At 64.8% G+C, this 23,890-nt stretch carries 22 protein-coding genes; 17 read left to right on the forward strand and 5 right to left on the reverse strand.

Going from position 1 to position 23,890, the window contains the following annotated elements:
* Positions 1 to 36: 36 nt before the first annotated feature.
* The 7 genes from M3I53_RS23685 to M3I53_RS23715 all read left to right on the forward strand — a co-directional run bounded on the left by M3I53_RS23685 (position 37) and on the right by M3I53_RS23715 (position 6,961).
* Positions 37 to 1,167, forward strand: coding sequence for an ABC transporter ATP-binding protein (locus M3I53_RS23685; RefSeq protein WP_254318274.1), 1,131 nt, complete (start codon positions 37 to 39; stop codon positions 1,165 to 1,167).
* A gap of 108 nt (positions 1,168 to 1,275) precedes the next feature.
* The gene (locus tag M3I53_RS23690) at positions 1,276 to 3,684 is read left to right on the forward strand and encodes a glycoside hydrolase family 3 N-terminal domain-containing protein (protein ID WP_254318275.1); all 2,409 of its coding nucleotides are present in this window, start codon (positions 1,276 to 1,278) and stop codon (positions 3,682 to 3,684) included.
* A gap of 88 nt (positions 3,685 to 3,772) precedes the next feature.
* Positions 3,773 to 4,540, forward strand: coding sequence for an SDR family NAD(P)-dependent oxidoreductase (locus M3I53_RS23695; RefSeq protein ID WP_254318276.1), 768 nt, complete (start codon positions 3,773 to 3,775; stop codon positions 4,538 to 4,540).
* On the forward strand, positions 4,537 to 5,421 hold the full coding sequence (locus M3I53_RS23700; RefSeq protein WP_254318278.1) for an SMP-30/gluconolactonase/LRE family protein: 885 nt from the start codon (positions 4,537 to 4,539) through the stop codon (positions 5,419 to 5,421). The genes M3I53_RS23695 and M3I53_RS23700 overlap by 4 nt, the downstream gene beginning before the upstream one ends.
* A 178-nt stretch (positions 5,422 to 5,599) precedes the next feature.
* Complete coding sequence (locus M3I53_RS23705) at positions 5,600 to 6,226, forward strand: hypothetical protein (RefSeq protein WP_254318279.1); 627 nt, start codon at positions 5,600 to 5,602, stop codon at positions 6,224 to 6,226.
* Between the two features lie 112 nt (positions 6,227 to 6,338).
* Entirely contained in the window at positions 6,339 to 6,623 is a 285-nt protein-coding gene (locus M3I53_RS23710; protein ID WP_254318280.1) for a type II toxin-antitoxin system Phd/YefM family antitoxin, read from the forward strand.
* Positions 6,623 to 6,961 (forward strand): type II toxin-antitoxin system RelE/ParE family toxin, encoded by a 339-nt coding sequence (locus M3I53_RS23715; RefSeq protein WP_254318282.1) that lies wholly within the window; start codon positions 6,623 to 6,625, stop codon positions 6,959 to 6,961. The genes M3I53_RS23710 and M3I53_RS23715 overlap by 1 nt, the downstream gene beginning before the upstream one ends.
* A 60-nt stretch (positions 6,962 to 7,021) precedes the next feature.
* Here the strand turns inward: M3I53_RS23715 and M3I53_RS23720 are convergent, their stop codons facing one another.
* The gene (locus tag M3I53_RS23720; protein WP_254318283.1) at positions 7,022 to 7,906 is read right to left on the reverse strand and encodes an amidohydrolase family protein; all 885 of its coding nucleotides are present in this window, start codon (positions 7,904 to 7,906) and stop codon (positions 7,022 to 7,024) included.
* Between the two features lie 38 nt (positions 7,907 to 7,944).
* Positions 7,945 to 8,442: a MarR family winged helix-turn-helix transcriptional regulator gene (locus tag M3I53_RS23725; protein ID WP_254318284.1), complete on the reverse strand. Its 498-nt coding sequence runs from the start codon at positions 8,440 to 8,442 to the stop codon at positions 7,945 to 7,947.
* 111 nt (positions 8,443 to 8,553) lie between these two features.
* Between M3I53_RS23725 and M3I53_RS23730 the strand changes: the two genes are divergently transcribed.
* The 5 genes from M3I53_RS23730 (at position 8,554) to mhpT (ending at position 15,975) form a co-directional block, all read left to right on the forward strand.
* Positions 8,554 to 9,381, forward strand: a complete 828-nt coding sequence (locus M3I53_RS23730) for a p-hydroxycinnamoyl CoA hydratase/lyase (RefSeq protein WP_069262195.1) — start codon at positions 8,554 to 8,556, stop codon at positions 9,379 to 9,381.
* A 35-nt stretch (positions 9,382 to 9,416) separates the two neighbouring features.
* Complete coding sequence (locus M3I53_RS23735) at positions 9,417 to 10,868, forward strand: aldehyde dehydrogenase (RefSeq protein WP_254318285.1); 1,452 nt, start codon at positions 9,417 to 9,419, stop codon at positions 10,866 to 10,868.
* Between the two features lie 85 nt (positions 10,869 to 10,953).
* Positions 10,954 to 12,858: a feruloyl-CoA synthase gene (locus M3I53_RS23740; protein WP_254318286.1), complete on the forward strand. Its 1,905-nt coding sequence runs from the start codon at positions 10,954 to 10,956 to the stop codon at positions 12,856 to 12,858.
* A gap of 12 nt (positions 12,859 to 12,870) precedes the next feature.
* Complete coding sequence (locus M3I53_RS23745; protein WP_254318287.1) at positions 12,871 to 14,658, forward strand: acyl-CoA dehydrogenase family protein; 1,788 nt, start codon at positions 12,871 to 12,873, stop codon at positions 14,656 to 14,658.
* A gap of 87 nt (positions 14,659 to 14,745) precedes the next feature.
* Positions 14,746 to 15,975: a 3-(3-hydroxy-phenyl)propionate transporter MhpT gene (gene mhpT, locus M3I53_RS23750; protein ID WP_254318288.1), complete on the forward strand. Its 1,230-nt coding sequence runs from the start codon at positions 14,746 to 14,748 to the stop codon at positions 15,973 to 15,975.
* 23 nt (positions 15,976 to 15,998) lie between these two features.
* Here the strand turns inward: mhpT and M3I53_RS23755 are convergent, their stop codons facing one another.
* The 3 genes from M3I53_RS23755 to M3I53_RS23765 form a co-directional block, all read right to left on the reverse strand.
* Positions 15,999 to 16,949 carry a PDR/VanB family oxidoreductase gene (locus M3I53_RS23755; protein ID WP_254318290.1) on the reverse strand — a complete coding sequence of 317 codons (951 nt, stop codon included), beginning with the start codon at positions 16,947 to 16,949 and terminating at the stop codon, positions 15,999 to 16,001.
* Between the two features lie 64 nt (positions 16,950 to 17,013).
* Positions 17,014 to 18,066 (reverse strand): aromatic ring-hydroxylating dioxygenase subunit alpha, encoded by a 1,053-nt coding sequence (locus tag M3I53_RS23760; protein WP_254318291.1) that lies wholly within the window; start codon positions 18,064 to 18,066, stop codon positions 17,014 to 17,016.
* 105 nt (positions 18,067 to 18,171) lie between these two features.
* Entirely contained in the window at positions 18,172 to 18,942 is a 771-nt protein-coding gene (locus M3I53_RS23765) for a GntR family transcriptional regulator (protein WP_254318292.1), read from the reverse strand.
* A 284-nt stretch (positions 18,943 to 19,226) separates the two neighbouring features.
* Between M3I53_RS23765 and M3I53_RS23770 the strand changes: the two genes are divergently transcribed.
* The 5 genes from M3I53_RS23770 (at position 19,227) to M3I53_RS23790 (ending at position 23,801) form a co-directional block, all read left to right on the forward strand.
* Positions 19,227 to 20,504 carry an MFS transporter gene (locus tag M3I53_RS23770; protein ID WP_254318293.1) on the forward strand — a complete coding sequence of 426 codons (1,278 nt, stop codon included), beginning with the start codon at positions 19,227 to 19,229 and terminating at the stop codon, positions 20,502 to 20,504.
* Positions 20,505 to 20,624: 120 nt separating this feature from the next.
* Entirely contained in the window at positions 20,625 to 21,740 is a 1,116-nt protein-coding gene (locus M3I53_RS23775) for a porin (RefSeq protein ID WP_254318294.1), read from the forward strand.
* A gap of 415 nt (positions 21,741 to 22,155) precedes the next feature.
* A complete protein-coding gene (locus M3I53_RS23780; protein ID WP_254318295.1) occupies positions 22,156 to 22,719 on the forward strand; it encodes a cysteine hydrolase family protein in 564 nt (187 codons plus the stop codon).
* Between the two features lie 255 nt (positions 22,720 to 22,974).
* A complete protein-coding gene (locus M3I53_RS23785; protein ID WP_254318296.1) occupies positions 22,975 to 23,460 on the forward strand; it encodes a MerR family transcriptional regulator in 486 nt (161 codons plus the stop codon).
* Entirely contained in the window at positions 23,394 to 23,801 is a 408-nt protein-coding gene (locus M3I53_RS23790; RefSeq protein ID WP_254318297.1) for a carboxymuconolactone decarboxylase family protein, read from the forward strand. Before M3I53_RS23785 ends, M3I53_RS23790 begins: the two co-directional genes overlap by 67 nt.
* Positions 23,802 to 23,890 lie beyond the last annotated feature (89 nt).

Consider the following 23,890-nt stretch of genomic DNA (forward strand, 5'->3'; position numbering starts at 1 on the left):
GATTCGCACCGCTAACCGAACTTCGCATAAAACGATATGGCAAGCATTTCCCTCAACAACGTACAGAAGGCCTACGCGAGCGGCAACGCGGTGATTCGCGACGCCAACCTCGAGGTCGGCAAGAACGAATTCTGCGTGTTCCTCGGCCCGTCGGGCTGCGGCAAGTCCACGCTGCTGCGCATGATCGCCGGACTCGAATCGATCACCGACGGCGAACTGCGCATCGACGGTGAACGGATGAACGAGGTCGAACCCGCGAAGCGCAAGGTCGCGATGGTGTTCCAGAACTACGCGCTTTATCCGCATATGAGCGTGTACGAGAACATGGCTTTCGGTCTGCGTCAGGCGAAAGTCGACAAGGCCGTCATCGACAAGAAGGTGCGCAGCGCGGCTGCCGCACTGCAACTCGATACCTATCTCGAACGCCGCCCCGCAGCGCTCTCCGGCGGCCAGCGCCAGCGCGTGGCGATCGGGCGCGCGATCGTGCGCGAGCCGGGCGTGTTCCTGTTCGACGAGCCGCTGTCGAATCTCGACGCGGCGCTGCGCGTGCAGACGCGCACCGAAATCGCGCGTCTGCATCGCGAGTTCAGCGAAGCGAGCGCCGTGTATGTGACGCACGATCAGGTCGAAGCCATGGCGCTGGCCGATCGCATCGTGCTCCTGCAGGCGGGCGATCACATGGAACGGCACGGCAGCGTCGCGCAGGTGGGGGCGCCGCTCGATCTGTATCACCATCCGAAGAGCCGGTTCGTCGCGGGCTTCATCGGCTCGCCGAAGATGAACTTCTTCGCGGGCACGGTGGTGGGCGGCGACGACGGCGGCCTGGACATCGACCTGCAAAGCGGCGAGCGCGTACGCGCGCGCGTGGACGGCGCGCGTGCGCGCGCCGGCATGAAGGTGACGCTGGGTGTGCGTCCGGAGCATCTGCGTGTTGCCGGCGATACGCACAACGAACAGACGCTCGCGTGCCGCGTGAAGCTCGTCGAGCACATGGGCGAGCACAGCTACATCCACGCAACGCAGACGGGCCTAGGCGCGGCGACGTTGATCGCCAAGGTGCCCGGCGACAGCGCGCTGACGCACGATGAAGTGGTCAAGCTTGCGCTGCCAGCCGAGGCGTGTCACGTGTTCGACGACCACGATCTGGCGCTGCGTCGTCTCATCTAGGCCGGGCGCGGCTCTCGCCGCGTGCCCGCGCAACGCCAATTTCAAAAGCACAACTAAGCGGACGGCGAAAGAAAAGCGCCGTCTCGTGCAATACCAGGGAGTGAAGCAATGTCGCTTGAACACACCACTGAGGTGCCGCTTTATCGCCGCTCGGAAACTCCGACCGCGCAGCGCGTGGCGGACCTGCTCGCGCGCATGACGCTCGACGAAAAGATTGCCCAGCTTCACGCCGCGTGGCTGGTTCTGTCGGTCGACGGCGAGCACAAGGCGCGCGGTATCGACTTCGCGCAAAGCGCCAACAGCCTCACGGTGGAACAGATCCTCGAGCACGGTCTTGGGCAGATCACGCGTCCGCTCGGCACCCACACGGTCGACCCCAAAGAGGGCGTGCGCGCGCTCAACGAGTTGCAGCGCAAGATGGTCGAAGACACGCGCCTGGGCATTCCCGTCATGTCGCACGAGGAATGCCTCGTGGGCCTCATGATCAAGGATGCCACGCTGTTTCCCTCGCCGCTGAACTACGCGGCAACGTGGAACCCGAATCTCGTCGGCGAAGTGGGGCGCATCATCGGCGAGCAGGCGCGCTCGATCGGCTGCCACCAGGGCCTCGCCCCCGTGCTCGATGTGTCGCGCGATCCGCGCTGGGGCCGCACCGAGGAAACGCTCGGCGAAGATCCGTATCTGGTGGGCGTGCTTGCATGTCACTACGTGAACGGCCTGCAAGGCGAGCGCCGCGACGTGCTCGCCACGCTCAAGCATTTCGTCGGCCACTCGGCGAGCGAAGGCGCCCGCAATCATGCGCCCGTGCATGTCGGGCCGCGCGAGTTGAACGACGTGTTTCTGCTGCCGTTCGAAATGGCAGTCAAGCTCGCGCACGCAGGCTCGATCATGCCGGCGTACCACGATATCGACGGCGTGCCCTGCCATGCGGACCGCACGCTGCTGCACGATACGCTGCGCGAAAAGTGGGGTTTCGAGGGGCTCGTCGTTGCGGACTATGCCGCCGTCGACCTGCTCTACAGCCATCACGCCGTGGCGCACGACAGCGCGTCGGCGGCGGCGCTCGCCTTCAATTCGGGACTCGACGTCGAGTTGCCGGGGCACGAGTGCGCTGTTCATCTGAAAGAAGCGCTCGATCGCGGCGAGATCACCGAAGCGACGATCGACACCGCGGTGTCGCGCGTGTTGAGCGCCAAATTCCGCCTTGGGCTGTTCGAGAATCCGTATGTGGACCCCGAGCGCGCGGATGTGAAGGGCACGGCGGCGGCCGATACGGCGTATCAGGTCGCGCTCGAATCGGCGGTGCTGCTGCGCAATGAAGGCGGCGTGCTGCCGTTGAACGCCAATGGCGCGCAAACAATCGCGGTGATCGGCCCGACCGCCGACGACCCGCTCGCGCTGCTCGCCGGCTACAGCTTTCCGGTGCACCTCATCAACTCGGGCGAGCAGTCTGTCGCTTCGATCGCCACGCCGCTGGGCGCACTGCGCGCGCTGCTGGGCGATTCGCGCGTGCTGCATGCCAAGGGTTGCGACATCATCAAGACCCGCCGTGCGGGCGCGCCGGTTTTCCCGGGCGACGTGTCGCTCGACCTGAGCGCCGCCGCCAACCGCGACGAACTGATCAGCAAGGACGCCGAAGCAATTCCCGCTGCGGTCGAAGTCGCCCGCACGGCGGACGTGGCCGTCGTGTTCGTCGGCGATCTCGCGGGCTTGTTCCAGTCGGGTACGGTGGGCGAAGGCTCCGATACGGACAGCCTGGAACTTCCGGGCGTGCAACTGCAGTTGCTCACGGCCGTAGTCGAGAGCGGCACGCCGACGGTCGTCGTGATGACGGGCGGCCGCCCGTACAACCTCGGCGGCCTCGAAGATCGCATCGCCGCGCAGATCATGGCGTTTGCGCCGGGCGAGCGCGGCGCCGAGGCGCTTGCCGATCTGCTGGTGGGCCGCGCGGGCTTCAGCGGCCGTCTGCCGCTTTCCGTGCCGAAGAGCGCAGGGGCCGTGCCGTATGTGTACAACCATCGCCTCAAGAGCGCGGGCACGCCAATCGCCTACCACTTCGGTAGCCGCTATCCGTTTGGTTTCGGTCTGGGGTACACCCAGTTCCGTTACGGCGATCTCACGGTGGCGCAACGCGAGGTGCCGCTCGAAGACGGTACCGTCGAACTGAGCTTCACGGTGGAGAACATCGGCTCGCGCGACGGCACGGAGATCGTGCAGATCTACGTGCGCGATCAGCACGCGTCGACGGCGCGGCCGGTACGCGAACTCAAGGCGTTTGCACGCGTGCCGCTCGCGGCAGGCGCGCGCACTCGCGTGAACGTGAAGCTGCCCGTCGATATGTTCAATTTCACCGACGCGCGCGGCGAGCGCATCGTCGAGCCGGGGAAGTTCGATCTGATGGTGGGCAGTTCGAGCCGCGACATCCATCTGAGCGGCACGGTCACGGTGGTGGGCAATGCCACGCGCACGCTCCCGCGCGACTGGCGCATGCTGAGCGCCGTCGAAGTCGTCTCGTAAGCGAAAGGGAAGCGGCAGGTCAGGGCGGCGAGCCATTTGCGGCTCGCCGCCCTGTTTGGGTTCTGACAAGTCAACACTGGAATATCTGATGTCGTACGCAATCTATCCGAGCCTGGCGGACAAAACCGTCGTTATCACCGGCGGCGGCAGCGGGATCGGCGCCGCGGTCGTGGAGGCATTCGCGCAGCAGGGCGCGCGCGTGTTTTTCCTCGATGTGGCCGAAGACGATTCGCTCGCTGTTCAGGAAAAGCTTCGCGGTGCGAAGCATCCGCCGCTGTTCAAGCGCTGCGACCTGTGCAGCGTGGACGCGATCGAGAGCGTGTTCGCGTCGATCGTCGATGCCGCGGGCCCGATCGACGTGCTCGTGAACAACGCGGGCAACGACGACCGCCATGATATTGGCGAGCTGACCGCGAGCTACTGGGACGGGCGTATCGCGGTGAACCTGCGCCATCAGTTCTTCTGCGCGCAGGCCGCCGCGCGGGGCATGCGCCAGGCGGGGCGCGGCGTGATCCTGAACTTCGGTTCGGTGTCGTGGCACGTCGCGTTGCCGAACCTGCCGATCTACCTGACCGCCAAGGCCGGCATCGAAGGTCTGACGCGGGGTCTCGCGCGCGACCTGGGCAGCGCGGGCATTCGCGTGAACTGCATCATCCCGGGCGCAGTGAAAACGCCGCGGCAGATGAACCTGTGGCAAACGCCGGAGAGCGAAGCGAAGGTCGTCGCGGGTCAGTGTCTGAAACTGCGCATCGAGCCCGAGCACGTCGCCCGCATGGCCTTGTTCCTCGCATCCGACGACGCCTCGCGTTGCTCCGGGCGCGATTACTACGTCGACGCGGGATGGTACGGAGAATGACGATGCCGGCTCCCGAGTGCGTATGGCCGGTCGGCGCGGAGCTGGCCGAAGGGCCGCTCTGGCAGGCCGCGGAAAACGCGGTCTATTTCGTCGATATCAAGGGGCGCCGGATTCACCGTTTCGCGGTCACGACCGGTGAGCGCACGACGTGGTACGCGCCCGATCAGGTCGGTTTTATCGCGCCGCTGGGGGATCGGAGTTTCGTGTGCGGCCTGCCTGACGGCCTGTATCGTTTCGACGCCGTGAGCGGGGAATTCGACAAGCTGGTCGATGTCGAGCCGCATCTGCCGGGCAATCGCCTGAACGACGGTTTCGCCGATGCGCGCGGGCGCCTGTGGTTCGGCTCGATGGACGACGCCGAGCAAGCGCCGAGCGGCACGCTGTATCGCATGGACGCAGGCGCGGTGGTGAGCACGCAGGACAGCGGCTACGTGATCACCAACGGCCCGGCGATGAGTCCGGACGGCCGCACGCTCTATCACAACGACACGATGCGTCGCGTCGTGTATGCGTTCGATGTTGCCATTGACGGCACGCTGTCGGGCAAGCGCGTCTTCACCGCCATTGCCGGCGACGGGTACCCGGACGGCATGGCCGTGGACGCAGAGGGCTACGTGTGGGTCGCGCTTTTCGGCGGCTGGCGCATCGACCGCTATTCGCCGCAGGGGCAACTTGCCGATCAGATCGCGTTTCCGTGCGCGAACATCACGAAGCTCGCGTTCTGCGGGGACGATCTGCAGACCGTGTACGTTTCCACCGCGTGGAAGGGGCTCACGGCGGCCGAGCGCGGGAAACAGCCGCTCGCGGGCGGCCTGTTCACGTTCCGCTCGCCGGTGCCGGGGCTGGCGCCGGCGAACTGTGCGGCGGCCTTCGCGCGTTGAGCAGCATCGCCCCAGCCTCGCTCCCCAGCCTTGACCCCGGCCTTGACCCCCGGCCTTGACCCTATAGGACCAAAGTCCGATGGCCGGGGCGTCCCGCAGTGCTAGGCTCCGAGAGCACACGCCATGGTCCCTGACCGGCGCAGCAAGCGTGTCACCTGATCGTTTGAAGGGGACTACCATGCTCTACCGATCGAATACGTGCATTGCGCTCGCGCGCTGCCTGGCGCTCTGCGTCGTAGCATGCGGCTTCTTCGCCGCCTCGGTGCCCTTGTGCCGTGCGGCTGACGAGGACGCCTCCGCCGCCTCGGAGGCCGTGCCGGCCGGTGCCTCCGTCGACACGGAAAACGGGACCATCAGTTTGATCGATCAGAAGAATGCACTCGTCGTCGTGACCGTACCGGGTCACGACGACCTGAGCTTCAATGTCAAAGATCATCCCGACGTGCTCAAGGTCATCCGGGTCGGCGACAAGCTGACGACCCACTACATGGAGCCGTACGTCACCGGATTGACGCCTGCCGAGGGCGCGGCGGTCACGCGCCTGACCCACACGGCAAAGGTGACCCAGCATTCCTCCGGCGCCGACCAGGAAAACTTCCAGGTGCTCCGGGTCTTCAGCGGCGTGGCGCAAGTCACCGGCGTCGACCGCAAGCTCAACCTCCTGACCGTCGTCGACAAGTCCGGCACTGCCCGTTCCATTCGGGTCAGCCGCCCGGACCTGATCGAGGTGATGCAGTCCCTCAAGCACCACAGCCACGTGCGGATCAAGTACGAATCGGAGATGACGATCATCGTCGCCCGTTAGCGGCGGCTACGCTGTGGGACGCCCGTTTCTCCCGGCCCTAAAAGGTGGTGCGTGCAATCGGACCGATAATAGTCTATATTTGGTCCTGTTTGACTTGCTACGGGAGCCCCTCATGCATCTCGCCGATCACGTGAAGCCAATCAGCTACCTCAAGAGTGAAGCCGCGCAAATCGTCAAGGATCTGACCGATTCAGGGGAGCCGCTCATCATCACGCAGAACGGCGAAGCGAAGCTCGTTGTTCAGGACGTGCGAACCTATGAATCGACTCAACAAACGCTCGCATTGCTGAAGATCCTTGCCATCGGCCAAAAACAGATCGAGCGTGCGGACCATCTGGATGGCGACGAGTTCTTTGCAGAACTCAACGAGCTCGACCGCAAGGAAACGCTTCGCTAATGCAGGCCCCGCTGCTGAAGTACCGCGTCCTGCCGACCGCGCGGATCGGTATCGATGAGCTGAGAAGCTACATCGTCCGCGCATTCGGATGGGAGACCTGGCGTCAGACGTCGGCTCAACTCCAGGACACCATTGCGCAGACCCGCGAGTTCCCGGAGAGCGGCCATGTGCCTGCCGAACTCGATGGCTTTGTCGAAGACACTTTTCGACAGATGTTTTCGGGCAAGAACCGGATCATCTATCAGGTCCGCGACGACACCGTTTTTATTCACCTCGTGATCGACACGCGACGCGACCTGCAAGCGCTTCTCCATAGAATCGTGCTCCGCTTGATGTAAATTGCATGGGCGCAGCATATCGAATACCGTGGCCGTGTCTCGCCGAGCGCGCCGCTTTCTTCAGGGTTTCGCGCCGAGATCCAGCAGCCGTACCGCATTCTCCTTGAGGATCAACGGGCGCACTTCCGGCTTGATGTCGAGCGTATCGAAATCCGCGAGCCAGCGATCCGGACGGATCAAGGGAAAGTCCGAAGCGAATAGCACTCGCTCGCGCAAGAGCGTATTCGCGTACTTCACCAGTTCCGGCGAGAAGTATTTCGGCGACCAGCCCGACAGGTCGATATACACGTTGGGCTTGTGCAGCGCGATGGAAAGCGCCTGCTCCTGCCACGGCCAGGAGGGATGCGCGATGACGATCTTCATGTCGGGGAAATCGGCGGCCACGTCGTCGAGATAGATCGGCTCCGAGTACTTCAGACGCAACCCGCCGCCGCCGCGCATGCCCGAACCCATGCCCGAGTGGCCGCTATGAAACACCGCAGGCAGGCCATATTCGGCAATCACTTCGTATAGCGGGTAAGCCAGCCGGTCGTTGGCGAAAAAGCCCTGCATGGTGGGGTGAAACTTGAAGCCGCGCACGCCATGCGCCTCGATCAGCCGCCGCGCCTCGCGCGCGCCGAACTTGCCCTTGTGCGGGTCGATGCTGGCGAACGCGATCATGATGTCGGCATGCTGCTGCGCGAAGTCGGCGATCTCTTCGTTGTCGATGCGGCGACGCCCGATATTCGCCTCGCAATCCACCGTGAACATCACGAAACCGATGTTGCGCTCGCGGTAGTGCTCGATCGTTTCCGGAATCGTCGGGCGGCGGCCTTGCTTCAGTACGGTGCCGAAATACTTGTCGGCGGCTTCGTCGAATTCCTTCGCGAAGAGGTCGGGCGGCTGGCAGCACGACACTTCGGCGTGGACATGCGTGTCGATCGCAACGAGCTGGTCGATGTTCAAGGGTGTCTCCTCCTTCCTGTCACTCGCCGAGCGAGCGCTTACGCGGCGCGCAGATTGCGCACGCACGCATGCAGCAGCGCGTGCAGCTTTTCCGCTGTTTCGGTGTCCATATCGTCGAGCATCGCGCCTTCCACGTGGTCGGCCGCGGCGTCGCATTCGCCCAGCAGTGCGTTGCCGGCTTTGGTGAGCGATAGCAGCACCACGCGGCGGTTCATCGGGTCGGCTTCGCGCATGACCCAGCCGTTGGCCTCCATCGTCTTCACGACTTCGTTGGCGGCCTGCGGCGTGATGAACGAGCGCTCGGCGAGTTGCGCATTGGACGAGCGGCCGCGCGCGCGCAGCACGGAAAGCGCGGTGTACTGCGGCAGCGTGAGCCCGTGGCGAGCGAGCGCTTCGGTCAGGCGGCGGGACACGACGCGGTCGAGCTGGCCGATCAGATAGCTCAGGCGCATGGGCGGCACGGCGTGCGGGCTACCCTCGGCGGGCGGCTGCGGGGCTCGGGCGCGCGGCGCGGTCAGGGAAGTTTTCTGGGTCATCGCGTTTTACGGGTTTGTACCGACGAGATCATATTCTACTTTACATATCAGGCAGCCTGATAGTAAATTGATTTCAAGCCGTGAGTGCGGCAGTGTCTACGGAGAGAGAGAATGAGTTACGAAGGTCGCTGGAAAACGGTCAAGGTTGCGGTCGAGGGCGGCATCGGCTGGGTGACGTTCAACCGGCCGGAAAAGCGCAACGCCATGAGCCCCACGCTCAACAAGGAGATGATCGACGTGCTCGAAACGCTCGAGCTCGACGCCGAGGCGCAAGTGCTCGTGCTGACCGGCGAAGGCTCGGCGTGGACGGCCGGCATGGACCTGAAGGAATACTTCCGCGAAGTCGATGCCGGCCCCGACGTGCTGCAGGAGCGCATTCGCCGCGACGCGAGCCGCTGGCAATGGCAACTGCTGCGTATGTATTCGAAGCCGACCATCGCGATGGTGAACGGCTGGTGTTTCGGCGGCGGCTTCTCGCCGCTCGTGGCGTGCGACCTCGCGATTGCCGCGGACGAAGCCACGTTCGGTCTTTCGGAAATCAATTGGGGCATTCCGCCGGGCAACCTCGTGAGCAAGGCGATGGCGGATACGGTGGGCCACCGCGAGGCGCTTTACTACATCATGACGGGCGATACCTTTACGGGCCAGCAAGCCGCGAAAATGGGCCTCGTCAACAAGAGCGTGCCGCTCGCGCAACTGCGCGAGGAAGTGCTCGCGCTCGCCGCGAAACTGCTCGACAAGAACCCGGTCGTGCTGCGCAACGCGAAGCATGGCTTCAAGCGTTCGCGCGAACTGACGTGGGAGCAGAACGAGGACTATCTCTACGCGAAGCTCGACCAGGCCAACCATCGCGACAAGGAAGGCGGCCGCGAGCAGGGCCTCAAACAGTTCCTCGACGACAAGAGCATCAAGCCGGGCCTGCAGGCATACAAGCGCTAATCGATAGCGGCGCACCAGACAGAGGAGACAACGACATGCATGAAACCCGGCTTCTGATCGGCGGCGAGAAGCGCGCTGCGTCGAACGGCAAGACCTTCGAGCGCATCAATCCGGCCACGCGCGCGGTGGCCACGCGCGCCGCCGCCGCCACGGTGGAAGATGCAGACGCGGCCGTTGCCGCGGCCGCGCGCGCCTTCCCGGCGTGGGCAGCGCTCACGCCCACGGAGCGCCGCAAGCGCCTGCTGGCCGCCGCCGAGCGCATGGACGCGCGCACTGCGGACTTCATCGCCATCGGCGCGGCGGAAACGGGCGCAATGGCGAACTGGTACGGCTTCAATGTGATGCTCGCCGCCAACATGCTGCGCGAAGCGGCCGCCATGACCACGCAGATCGACGGCGCGGTGATCCCTTCCGACGTGCCGGGCAGCCTCGCGATGGCCGTGCGCGAGCCGTGCGGCGTCGTGCTCGGCATGGCGCCCTGGAACGCACCGGTGATTCTCGCCACGCGTGCGCTCGCCATGCCGCTCGCGTGCGGCAATACCGTGGTCCTGAAGGCTTCCGAAGGATGTCCCGGCGTGCATGCGCTGATCGGCGAAGTGCTCAACGAGGCGGGGCTGGGCGAGGGCGTCGTCAACGTGCTCACGCATGCGCCGGAAGATGCGCCCGCCATTGTCGAGCGCCTGATCGCCAACCCGGCCGTCAAGCGCGTGAACTTCACGGGCTCGACGCGCGTGGGCCGCGTCGTCGCGGAGCATTGCGCGCGGCGTCTGTTGCCCGCACTGCTCGAACTGGGCGGCAAGGCGCCGGTGCTCGTGCTCGACGATGCCGATCTCGACGCCGCAGTGGAAGGCATCGCCTTCGGTGCATTCTTCAATCAAGGGCAGATCTGCATGTCGACCGAGCGCGTGATTGTCGACCGCAAGATTGCCGATGCGTTCGTCGACAAGCTCGTTGCGAAGGCACGCACGCTGAAGGCTGGCGACCCCACGCAGCCGGGCTCGGTACTGGGTACTCTGGAAAGCGAAGCATCGGCGCGACGCATCCGTGCGCTAGTGGAAGACGCGCGCGAGAAGGGTGCGAACCTGCCGCTAGGCTGCGAGGTGAACGGCGCGATCATGCAGCCTGTGATCGTCGAAAACGTCACGCGCGAGATGAAGCTCTACGCCGACGAATCGTTCGGTCCCGTGGTGACGGTGCAGCGTGTGGACAGCGACGAAGAAGCGGTGAAGGTCGCCAACGACAGCGAGTACGGTCTTTCGGCGGCGGTGTTCAGCCGCGATATCGCGCGCGCGATGAACGTGGCGAAGCGCATCGAATCGGGCATCTGCCATATCAACGGGCCGACGGTGCACGACGAAGCGCAAATGCCGTTCGGCGGCGTGAAGGCGAGCGGCTATGGCCGCTTCGGCAGCAAGGCTTCGATTGCCGAATTCACGGACCTGCGCTGGATCACCGTGCAGACCGGCCCGCGCCACTATCCGATCTGAACGCGCGCATCACGACATGAACCACCGGGCCGTCTGCGCCGATCCACCGCGCAGCCCGGCACCGGTCAAGCAAAGGAGACAGGCTTTGGATTCGGAGCCGACCCAAACGCATGCTCGCGCCGTCGTGCAACCGGACTTCGCCGGTTATCGCGCCGTCGCGATCGGCTTAGCCGCGCCGCAGATCGAACGGCGCGGCGACTGCTGGTATTTGCGCTCGAGCGAGGCGCTCGACGACTTCCCCGAACGCGTGACCGACCGGCTCGTGAGCGGCGCGCGCGAGCATCCGGACCGCTGGCTCGTGGCGCGCCGCGGCGCCGACGGGCAATGGCAGGGCATCAGCTACGCGCAGATGCTCGAACGCGCCCGTGCGATCGGGCAAGCCTTGATCGAGCGCGGCTTGTCGGCCGAACGTCCGGTCGCGCTGCTCTCGGGCAACGATCTCGAACATCTGCAGATGGCGTTCGGCGCACTATGGGCCGGCGTGCCCTATGCGCCCATTTCTCCTGCTTATTCGCTCGTCTCCAGCGATTACAACAAGCTGCGGCACACGCTGGGTCTGCTCAATCCGGGCCTAGTATTCGCGGCGGACGGCCCCGCTTTTGCCGCGGCGCTCGACGCCGCGGTGCCCGCCGATATCGAGCGCGTGGTCGTGACGCCGGCTGGCGGCGGCCGCCGCGAGACGCCGTTTTCGACGTTGCTCGAGACGCAGGCGGGCAGCTTCGAGGCCGCGCAGGCGCGCGTGAGCGGCGACACGATCGCGAAGTTCCTCTTCACCTCCGGATCGACGCGCCTGCCGAAGGCCGTACCCACCACGCATCGCATGCTGTGCAGCAACCAGCAGATGCTGCTGCAGACTTTCCCGCAGTTCGGCATCGAGCCGCCGGTGCTGGTGGACTGGCTGCCGTGGAATCACACCTTCGGCGGCAGCCACAACGTGGGTATCGCGCTCTACAACGGCGGCACGCTCTATATCGACGACGGCAAACCGGTGGCCGGCCGCTTCGAAGAGACGCTGCGCAATTTGCGCGAAATCGCGCCCACGCTCTACTTCAACGTTCCGAAGGGTTGGGAAGAACTGACCGCCGCGCTCGAAACCGACGCGCAGTTGCGCGAGACGTTTTTCTCGCGCGTAAAGATGTATTTCTTCGCGGGCGCGGGGCTCTCGCAGGCGGCGTGGGACCGGCTAGAACGTGTGACGCAGGCCCATTGCGGCGAGCGCATCCGCATCATGGCGGGCCTCGGCATGACCGAGACCGCGCCGTCGTGCCTCTTCACGACCGGCCCGGTGATGGGCGCGGGCTATATCGGCCTGCCCGCGCCGGGCTGCGAGACGCGTCTTGTACCCGTGGACGGCAAGCTCGAAGCGCGCTTTCGCGGCCCGAACGTGATGGGCGGCTACTGGCGCGCGAACGAGGCGGACCGTCACGACGTGTTCGACGAAGAGGGCTACTACCGCACCGGCGACGCCGTGCGCTTCGTCGATGCCGGGCGGCCCGAACTGGGCCTGCTGTTCGACGGACGCATTGCTGAGGACTTCAAGCTCAGCTCCGGCACGTTCGTGAGCGTGGGGCCCATGCGCGCGCGCATCGTCTCGGGCGGCGCACCGTACGTGCAGGACGCGGTGATCGCGGGCATGGATCGCGACGACGTCGGCGTGCTGATCTTCCCGCGCCTCGACGAATGCCGCCGGCTCGCGGGGCTCGACGCGAGCGCGGCCGCGCGCGACGTTCTGGACGCGAGCGCCGTGCGCGACTTCTTTGCCGACCTGCTGGAGCGGCTGAACCGCGAGGCGACGGGCAGCGCGACCCTCGTCACGCGACTGCACCTGATGGACGCGCCGCCGTCGCTCGATCTGGGCGAGATCACGGATAAAGGGTCGATCAATCAGCGCGTCGTGCTGAGCCAGCGCGCGGCGCTCGTAGACGCGTTGTACGCAGCGCGGGGCACAGAAACGCGCGTGATTTTCGCCCGTCATCTGCAGCACGTTTGAGGACCGGTCACGATGAGTCTCGACTATCAGGTTCCGCTGCGCGACATGCGCTTCGTGATCGACGAATGGATCGAAGCACCCGCATGGTGGCGCAGTGTTCCCGCATGGGAGGACCTCGACAGCGCGACGGCACAGCAGGTGCTCGAAGAAGCCGCTCGTTTCGTGATGGAACGCATCGCGCCGCTGAACCCGGCGGGCGACCTCGAGGGGTGCCGCTTCGAGGGCGGCGAGGTCTCGATGCCCACGGGCTTTCGCGAGGCGTATGCGGATTTCGTCGCGGCAGGCTGGCCGACGCTCGCGCTCGACGCCGACGCGGGCGGCCAGGGCCTGCCGCAACTGCTCGAAGTCGCACTGCAGGAAATGCTCGCGGCGGCCAACCACGCATGGCTGATGTCGCCCGGCCTCACGCATGGCGCGACGGCGTGTCTGATGGCGCACGGCAGTGATGCGCTGAAGCGCGACTGGCTGCCGAAGATCGCGAGCGGCGAGTGGCTTGCCACGATGTGCCTGACCGAGCCGCAGGCGGGCAGCGATCTCGCGCTGCTGCGCGCGCGAGCGACGCCCGACGCGGCGCACGGCGCCTGGCGCATCGACGGCAGCAAGATTTTCATCACGGGCGGCGAGCACGATCTGACCGAAAACATCGTGCACCTCGTGCTCGCGCGTCTGCCCGATGCGCCGGCGGGCACGAAGGGCCTCTCGCTCTTCGTGGTGCCGAAACGGACCTTCGGCGAGACCGGCGAGCGCGTGCGCAACGGCGTGCATTGCGAAGGCATCGAGAAGAAGATGGGCCTCAAGGCCAGCCCGACGTGCTCGATGCGTTTCGAACACGCGCTGGGCTGGCTGGTGGGCGAGCCGCATCGCGGCCTCGCTTCGATGTTCGTCATGATGAACGCGGCGCGCCTGCAGGTGGCGATGCAGGGCGTGGGCCATGCGCAGCTTGCCTGGCAGCGCGCGCATGCCTACGCGCACGAACGCGTGCAAATGCGCGCCGTGAGCGCGCCTGCGCATTACGAGGGCGAGCCGGCGCAGGCCGCGCCGATCGCGTTTCATCCGGCCATGCGACGCGTCCTGCTCGATTTGCGCGCGACGGTGGAGGGCGAGCGGGCCATCGGCTACTGGATCGGTTACTGGCTCGATGTGGCCGCGCGCCATCCCGAGGCGCATGAACGCGAGGCGGCGGGGCGGATCGCTTCGCTGCTCACGCCTGTCGCCAAGGCGTTCTTCACCGCCAATGGTTTTGCGGCGGCATCGAGTGCGCTGCAGGTGTTCGGCGGCTACGGCTATATCCACGACTACGGCGTGGAGCAGATCCTGCGCGACAGCCGCGTCGCCATGCTTTACGAAGGCACGAACGAAATCCAGGCGATCGATCTGCTTGTCCGCAAGGTGCTCGGCGACGGCGGCGAGGCGTTGCGCGCGTTGCTCGCGCATGTCACAGCGGAGGCCGCACGCTGTATCGCTTCCCAGGATCGCGCACTTCACGGCGCATGCGCACGGCTCGATGCGCTGGTGGTGGACGTGCAGCGCATTACGGATGAAATCAGGCAGGGCAGCGCGGACGATCGCGAGTTGCCCTACCGCGTGGCCGACGACTATCTCGCGCTTATCGGCTGGCTGCTGCTTGCATTTGCCTGGGCGCGCACGCTGCGCATCGCGACGGATGCCTCGGCCGACGACCCGTTCTATGCCGAAAAGCGCGTCACGGCGCTTTACTTTTTCGCTTACCCGCTGATGGCGTTCGATCACCGGCTGCGGCTCATCGAAACGGGGGGCCGCGATCCGCTGCCCTATGCCTGAAATTTTTTTAGCACGTAGGTTAGGTTAACTAACTAGTGCCGGCGTGGTGAAAGGCCGCGACATTCCATTACAAAACGAGGAGGCAACGTGTCGTCATCGACTACGCAGGTGAGCGCGCGCACGGCGGCGGGAACCGCATGGGTGTTGGGTTTGTGTCTGATCGTGGCGGTGCTGGAGGGCGTCGATCTCCAGTCGACGGGTGTGGCCGCGCCGCGCATGGCGCGCGAGTTCGGTCTTTCGGTGAGCCAGATGGGGCTCGCGTTCAGCGCGGGCATGCTCGGTCTTCTGCCCGGCGCGATGATCGGCGGACGCCTCGCCGACCGCATCGGGCGCAAGCGCGTGCTGCTGCTCTCGATGGTGGCGTTCGGCGTGTTCTCGATCTCCACCGCCCATGTGTGGAGCTTCCCCACGCTGCTGGTGGCGCGCGTCCTGACCGGTATCGGCCTCGGCGGCGCCATGCCGAACCTGATCGCGCTCTCGGCTGAAGCCGTGGCGCCGCGGCTGCGCAATACGGCGGTCAGCATCATGTATTGCGGCATGCCGCTCGGCGGCGCGCTTGCGGCGCTGATCGGCGTGCTCAGCGCGGGCGACACCGAATGGCGGCATATCTTCTACGCGGGCGGCGTCGGACCGCTCGTGGTCGCGCCGCTGATCCTCGCCTGCCTGCCCGAATCCGCGGCCTATGAAGCGGCCTCGAGCCGCGCGCAGTCCACGCAGGGCGGGCCGCCGCCCACGTGGCGCGTGCTGTTCGGCGACGGCCGCGCCGCGGTGACCGCGCAGATCTGGCTCAGCTTTTTCTGCACGCTGATCGTGCTGTACTTCCTGCTCAACTGGCTGCCCTCGCTGATCGTGAGCCGGGGCCTTTCGCGCAGCCAGGCCGGCGTCACGCAGATCTTCTTCAACGTGGGCAGCGTGATCGGCGTGCTCGGCATCGGCATGCTGATGGACCGCGTAAAGCCGGGGCGTGTCGTCGCGGCTGTCTACGGCGGCATCGCGATCTCGCTCTTCATGCTCGCGGGCGCGGGCAACCTGTTCTGGATCTCGGTTTCGGTGCTGCTCGCGGGTATGGGCGTGGTCGGCGCACAGTCGATGCTCTACGCGCTTTCCGCGACGAGTTATGCCACCGTCATGCGCGGCACCGGCGTGGGCGCGGCAGTCGCGGTGGGACGCGTGGGGTCGATCGTCGGTCCGCTCGCGGCAGGGCAGTTGCTGGCAGGCGGCGCGAGCGCCACGACGGTGATAGGCGCGAGCGTCCCGGTCACGTTGGTGGCGGCGCTCGCCGCGCTGCTCGCGGTGAGGCGAGCGCGCGAGTCCTGATGTGCGGTGGCGCCGCCGCCGTATCAGAGGTCGAGCACGAGCATGGGCGAGCGCGAGCGCGAACAGCACGGCAGCAGCTGGTCGTTGGCGGCACGCTCCTCGTCGGTCAGGTAGAGGTCGCGATGGTCCGGCTCGCCGGAGAGCACGCGCGTGATGCAGGTGCCGCATACACCTTGCTCGCATGAGACCGGCACCTCGACGCCGCCCGCGCGCAGTGCTTCGACGATGGTCATGCCGGCCGGGACGTCGATCACGCGCTGGCAGCTCGCGAGCGTGACCTGGAAGGCGCCGTTGGCGTCGGCGTTCGCGCCTGGTTGGGCGGCGCCGAAGTACTCGCGGTGCACGTTTTGCGCGGGCCACCCCGCGCCGGCCGCGGCTGCGAGCACGGCATCGATGAAGCCCGCCGGGCCGCAAACGTAGGCATGCTTACCGTCCTGCGGGGCGCGAAGCACGCGCGCGAGGTCGATGCGCGCATCGGCGCCTTCGCTGTCGAAATAGAAGTGGGTGCGCTCCGCAAGACCCGCTTCGGCAAGACGCTCGCGAAAGGCGGCGCGCTGTGGGTCGCGAGTGCAGTAGTGCAGTTCGAACGGGCGGCCTTGCTCGCGCAACTGCTCGGCCATGGCGATGAGCGGCGTGATGCCGATGCCGCCCGCGAGCAGGATGGTATGCGTGGCCTGTTCGTCTAGCGGGAAGTGATTTTTCGGACTGCTGATTTCCAGGCTCGTGCCGGCATCGAGCGCGTGCATCGCGACGGAGCCGCCGCGCGAAACCGGGTCGCGCAACACGCCGATGCGGTAGACGCCTTTATCGGAGGGACGGTTGCAAAGCGAGTACTGGCGCACGAATCCATCGACATGGACGTCGATGTGCGCGCCCGCCGCGAAAGCGGGGAGCGGCGAGCCGTCGGCGCTCGCCAGTTCGAAAACGCAGATGTCGGTGGCAACGGAAATCTTGCGCAGAAGGGTGACTTTCATGATGCGTTGGGGCGAGGGAAGGAGAGCGGCCGCGCGTCCCCGCGCGACCGTGGCTTTGATCGAATCAGAGCGCCGCGGCGGTGGCCGTTGCGTTGCGTTCTGCGGCGATCAGGCGGTCGAGCACGCGGCGCGACTGCACGCCGCCGGCGTCGATGTTGAGGCTCAGAATGCGGCGTTCGGGCCATGTGAGCAGATTGCGCTGCTGCGATTCGAGCATCTCGAGGTCCTCGGAGAAGATCTTGCCCTGTCCCGCGCGAATCGTTTCGGTGAGCGCGTGGTCGTGCACGGCGAAGCTGCGCGCCATGCCCCAGAAATACCAGATCGACGTTTCGGTTTCCGGCGTAATGAAGTCGACGACGATGCTCGATGCCTTGTCGCGCGCATCGGCGTCATATCCGCCTTTGCCTGCGTGCGCCACGCCCACTTCGATCATCACATGGCTGGGCGGCGAGAAGTGACAGATCTGCCAGCGGTCGCAGGGCACATCGTCGGCAAGGCCGTTGCCGCGCAGCGCCGCGGCCCAGAACGGCGGCGGCATGATGTTGTGCATGAAGCGGCTGGTGGTGACCACGTCGCCGTTGACCGTGGTCTTGGGCGGTGCTTCCTCGATCTCGGGCTGGCCGATGCTCGAGGCGTGCACGTAGGTCTCGTGCGTGAGGTCCATGAGGTTGTCGACCATCAGGCGATAGTCGCACTGGATGTGATACAGGCCGCCGCCATACGCCCACGCGGGATTGTCGGCCCATTCGAGGTGATGGATCTTCGTTGGGTCGGCTTGCGCCGCGTCGCCGGGCCATACCCAGATGAAGCCGTAGCGCTCGACCGCGGGATAGCTGCGCACGGACGGAATGCCGCCCACGCGCTGGCACGGCATGCTCACGCATTTGCCGCCGGCGCCCACGGTGAGGCCGTGATAGCCGCACACCAGGTGCCCTTCGCGCACGCTGCCGAGCGAGAGCGGGGCGCCGCGATGCGGGCAGAAGTCTTCGAGCGCGGCGACGCCGCCTTCGGTCGTGCGCCAGAACACCATGCGCTCGCCGCAGACTTGCCGCCCAAGCGGCTTGCCGTCGATTTCATCGGGGGTGCACGCGACATACCATGCATTTTTCAGGAACATATATCTCCTCCAGGGCGTTTGATTGCGCCTTCGTTCAGGGTGAGGGGCGGCACGCGTGCCGCCATTCGAATCAAGCCTTTTGGCGAGCCTGTATACCGCTCGCCACTAGCGCGGATTGCGGCGAATGAGATTGCCGCCAATCAGCCTCGTCATGGCGCGCTGGTTGTCGAGCACGCGCTTGAGGTTTTGATGGGCGATATGCGAGTGCTCGCGCATCAGCGCTTCGGCGCGCGCGCCTTCGCGGCTTTCGATCGCTTCGAGTACGGCGCGATGCTGGGCCTGCGCAACGATCAGCGTTTCGCGCGCACGCGGGTCGAGCGACTGCACGACGACGAATGCGCTGGCGGATGCAAACGGCAAGGTGGCGACTTTCTCGATCTGCCGCGCCACCACTTCGCTGTCGGAAGCCGCGGCCAGCAGCCGGTGAAAGCGGCCATTCGCTTCGACGTAGCGGGAAAAGGTTTCCTCGCTCAGCTCGCCCACGAGCAGTTCGTCGATCTCGTCGATGCAGTCGTGCAGGTCGCGGAACATCGAATGGGTGATGCCGCGCTCGGCGGCAAGGCGCGCAGCCAGCCCTTCGAGCGTGCCGCGCAATTCGATCGAGTCGCGTATTTCTATTTCCGAAAACGAGCGCACGGCATAGCCGCCGCTCGGAATCGGTTCGAGCAGCCCTTCCTCCTGCAGGCGCATGAGCGCCGCGCGCACCGGCGTGCGCGAGACGCCAAGGCGCTCGACCACGCCCAATTCGGAAATGCGCTCGCCGGGCGCGAGTTCGCCGCCGAGTATCAGTTCTCTCAGCCCGAGCTGGGCTTTGACGGTCTGCGAAGCGGCGGAGCCGGCGCGCGTGCTGGCGGGGGTATCGTCGATGCCGTTCATGCGTAGAGGAAGTGGGGAAAGCGAATTGGGAGGCGGCCAGAGACAGCTTGGGTTCTGCCCGCGATGTGTACAGATTGTATACAGCGATTCGATCAATTCAATCGAAGTGACGCGAAATTCAGGGTAAACGTGGAAAAGTAAGCGGAAAGTAAAGAGAAATTGTGTACAACGAGGGTCTTTTTTGATTGACATCATTAGGTGAGGTTTCCTACGATCTTGCTCGAAGTTCGATAAACGAAGCGTAGTTCGTAATGCGAACACGCAAGATAACCAAGGAGACAAATGTGACGAGGCAGGTCCAATCACACCATCCGCATGAACCACACGATCTGAAAAACGAACGCAGGACGCTGGTCCTGCTCGCCATCGGCTTCGGTCTGGTCGGGCTCGATCGCTGGATGATCGCGCCGCTCTTTCCCCACATGATGAAAGACCTCAACCTGAGCTACCAGCAGCTCGGCCAGTTGATCGGCATTCTCAGTATTGCGTGGGGCGTGTTCTCGATCCTCATGGGCCGCCTGTCCGACCGCATTGGCCGGCGCAAGATCATGATCGCGGCGATGGTGATGTTCTCGCTGCTCTCGAGCTTCTCGGGATTCGCCGCCGGCTTCGCGAGCCTGCTGCTCATTCGCGCGCTGATGGGCGTCGCAGAGGGCGCATTCACGCCCACCAGCGTGGCCTCCGTGGGCGAGGCCTCGCATCCGTCGCGCCGCGGACGCAACCAGGGGCTGCAGCTCAGCATGTTCGCGCTGATGGGCCTCGGACTCGCGCCGATCATCGCGACGCAGTTGCTGCGCGTCGTGCCGTCGTGGCACTGGGTGTTCGCGGTTTCCGCCGTCCCGGGCCTCATCGTGGCCGTGCTGATCGCGACGATGCTGCGCGACGCGCCGCAAATCAAGCCGGCGCACGCGGCGGCTGCGCGCGCAACGGGCGGCCCGCGCTGGAGCGCGCTCTTTGGCAGCCGCAATGTCGTGCTAGCCATGCTGGCCACGCTTTGCGCGATGGCTGGCATCTTCGTGATCGGCGCGATGGTGCCCAACTATCTCGTGGACTACCTGCATCTCGACACCGCGCAGATGGGCTTCGTCGTGTCGGCAATCGGCTTCGGCGGCTTTCTCGGCGAGTTCGGCCTTGCCAGTCTCTCCGACGTTGCGGGGCGGCGGCTGACCTCGGTCGTGTCGTTCGCGGGCGCGGCGATTTCGCTATATGTGTTCGCCCGCATCGGCGCGAACCCGTGGATGCTCTTTGCCGTCCTGTTCGTCGTTTCGTTCTTCGCGCTTGGGATGCTGGGCGTCCTCACCGGTCCGATCGCGACTGAAGCCGCGCCGGCAGGTCTGGTCGCCTCGGCCATCGGCATTACCTCGGGCGCCGGCGAGATTTTTGGCGGCGGCATTGCTCCAGCCATTGCCGGATATGTCGCGCAGCACGACGGCATTCAGTTCACGCTGCAGTTCGCGCTCGGCGGCCTCATTTGCGGCATCTTCGTTTCGATGTTCCTGATCGAAACCGCACCGCGCGCGCTGGCACGCCGTTCGGCTCCGGTCGCACTGCAATCCGACTGATGTTGCGGTAACGGCGCCCCGGTGCCGTTACGGTTTGCCGAAGTTCGGCGATTATTTCAATTAATAAGGCATCCGTAATAAAAGGATGCCAACAAAGAGATCAAGTCAAAGGAGACGTCAATGAAGAACCTTGCACTGTGGTGCACGGCGGTATCGGTGATGGCTTGCGCCCAGGCACATGCGGAAGGCGGCCCGGCGGGTGGTGACAGCGTGTTGCTGTACGGCATGGTGGACGCGGGCGTGTCGTGGGTCAGCAACCAGGGCGGCCACTCGGTGGTGAAGTTCGACGACGGCATTTTCACGCCGAACCTGCTGGGGCTACGCGGGCGCGAAGATCTGGGCGGCGGCTTGCACGCGGTGTTCGACCTCGTCAATCAATTTTCGATGGGGACCGGCTCGATCATCTCCGGTCAAGGGATCTTCGGGCGCAATGCGTACGTTGGCCTCGACAGCGACCAGTACGGCAGGCTGACGATGGGCAATCAATATGACTTCATGACCGATTCGCTGTTTTTCGGTCACGACGACGCGGCAATGGAAGTAGGGGGCCTCTACAACTTCCGCGCGGGTCCGTTTGCGAAGATCGCGATTCCGGGCAACCCGCCCTTCGCGCAGCAATTCGACTGGGACCGCATGGCCGGGGCCACGGTCGAGAACTCGGTCAAATATCAATCGCCGAAGTTTGGCGGATTCAGCTTCGGTGGCCTGTACGGCTTTGGTGGCATTCCGGGCGCATTCGGACGCGGCAACACGGTCAGCGCCGGCGCGAATTACACCAACGGCGCGTTCGGCATGGCGGCGGCCTACACCGAAGCCAAATATGTCGAGACCGGCGAACCCGATGTCGGCATTCGCAACTGGGGCGTAGGCGCGCACTACGATTTCGGCAAGGTCATGGCGACGCTGCTGGTGACGACCGTGCGCAACACCTTCAACGGCGGCGCCATTGCCCAGGCCGAAGCCGGTGCGAACTGGCTGCTCGCGCCAGACTGGGCGATTGCCGCCGACTACATGTACATGAAGGGCAATGCGTATCTCGACAACAATCACGCGCACCAGATCACGGCCATCGTCGATCACTTCCTGTCCAAGCGGACGGTCGTGTATGCGGAGACCGTGTATCAGCGTACGAACGCCGGGGCTCAGGCACTGATCAGCGGCGTGCTCGACCCCAATGGCACGTCGAGTGGTCCTAACCAGTTCATCGCCCGCGTGGGCGTGCAGACGCGGTTCTGAGATGCGCGGCTTGCAAGCGCCGCGCTTGACGTGACTGACCGGTTTTCCGGCAAATCCTCACAGGGCGCTTTCCCGGCGCCCTTAGCCTCCAGCGAAGGGCCGCACCTCACGCGTACGTCTGCAGCTGAATGCGCCCGCGAATGGTGAGTTGGTTCGCGAAGCGAGAGGTGCTTCGCGAACCGCAACGGCCTTTCGAGGCTCCTGAAAGGAGACATTGGAGACAGGTCAAGCTTGCGTCCGGGCTTGTCTACGCAGTGAATGTCAACGATCCAGGTAGCAACATCGAACGGCCGTTCGCGGCCGTCTCGGGAATTCTGCCTCACGGTCGGCGGTGAGCCAACCTCAAGGCGGCACTTGCGTTGCGCTTCGCAAATCCCGCTAAGATAAGCGCTGTTTCCTCAAGATGTGACTGCTCATGACCACGTTAGCCGATCGCCCCAACACTGCACTTGTCGTTATCGATCTCCAAAACGCAGTCATCGAGAACGCATATCGCCGTAACGAAGTGCTCGGCGCAGTCAATTTGCTCATTGACCGGGCTCGTGCTGCTCGGGTGCCGGTCGTCTGGGTCCGCCACGCCGACGAAGAACTCAAGGCGGGCAGTGAAGCGTGGCGGATCGTTGCCGAGCTTGCCCCGGTGCAAGGGGAAGCAATCGTCGAAAAGAGTTATCGCGACGCGTTCGAAAGCACCGATCTGGAGCAGGTGCTGTCGAGGCTCGGGGTCGGCAAACTGGTTGTGACCGGCGCGCAGACTGACATGTGTATCCGATCGACACTGCATGGGGCACTCGCGCGCGGCTATGATGCGACTCTGGTCAGCGATGCCCATACGACAGAGGACATGACGCGAAGAGGTGCGCCGCCACCGGAAGCCGTGATAAACCATACCAATCTGTACTGGAGCAATCAAAGAGCGCCGGGCCGCTTCGGCGGAGTTATCGAAAGTGGAGACGTTGATTTCACGCGCTCTGGTTGCTGACTACGACAAGGGCGCAGGCATTCAGCGTGTTTCTGTCGCGCAACCGCCTGACCTGCACCACGCTGCGCCGAAAGACGTCAGCGCAAAGTACCCCGAGAGAAGGCCTGAACGGGCAGCGAAATTGCCGCAAAGCGGCCATCCAGAGGTCTCTCGTCAACCGATCGGCGTGCCAGGTGCAGACCGTGCATGAAAGAAAGCTGACACGACGTTGCGCTTGACTTAGAGTGCACTCGAAGTCCTAACCTCGGGTCCATCATGTCGAAATCGCTAACGATCGGTCAGGTGGCCGCAGCCACTGGTGTCTCCGCGCATACGCTGCGCTACTACGAGCAAGAGGGGCTGCTGCGTGCAGTAGGGCGAACCACTGCCGGACATCGGTTGTATTCGCCGGCCGATCTGGACTGGCTGCAATTCGTCATGCGCCTGAAAGCGACGGGAATGCCAATAGCCTCAATAAAAGCGTTCTCTGAACTACGCGCGCAGGGCGACTCGACGTACGGTTCTCGGCGCGAGATGCTCACTGAGCATCGGGACACGGTCTTGGCACGTATTGCTGAACTGCAGGCCAATCTTGCGGCAATCGTGGACAAGATCGCTTGGTACGAGACCGCAGCAAGGAACGCGACACGACATGACGACAATTTCCGACCACATCAACAGGAACAGGACCCGTCATGGATACGAAAGTCAAGACAACGCACGCGAACCAGGACCGCTACGCGCAGGGTTGGCAAAAGTTAAGGCAAATCGATGGGCATGTCGGCGAGAAGGTAGTCGCAGCGCTCGCGCCAATCGCTCCAGACTTCGGCCGTATGCTGATCGAATTTGGCTTCGGTGACATCTATAGCAGGCCCCAACTCGATCTGCGCGCCCGCGAGATTGCAACGATCGCGGCTCTGGCCGCGCTCGGCAACGCCCGACCGCAACTGAAGATCCATATCGAGGCGGCGCTGAATGTAGGCTGCACGCGCGATGAGATCGTTGAGGTGTTCATGCAGATGGCACTTTATGCGGGCTTTCCGGCAGCACTGAATGCCTTGTTCGCCGCACAAGAAGTGTTTGCCGCGACAGGCGTGGAATAGAACCCGACGGAGCAGCGGACGGGCGCGCGGTCAATTGTCGACGAAACAGCGCCCTGGTATGAAGGACCGCTCCCGGCCGAACAGCGCCC

The sequence above is a fragment of the Paraburkholderia sp. CNPSo 3272 genome (assembly GCF_024206495.1).
Lineage (GTDB): Bacteria > Pseudomonadota > Gammaproteobacteria > Burkholderiales > Burkholderiaceae > Paraburkholderia.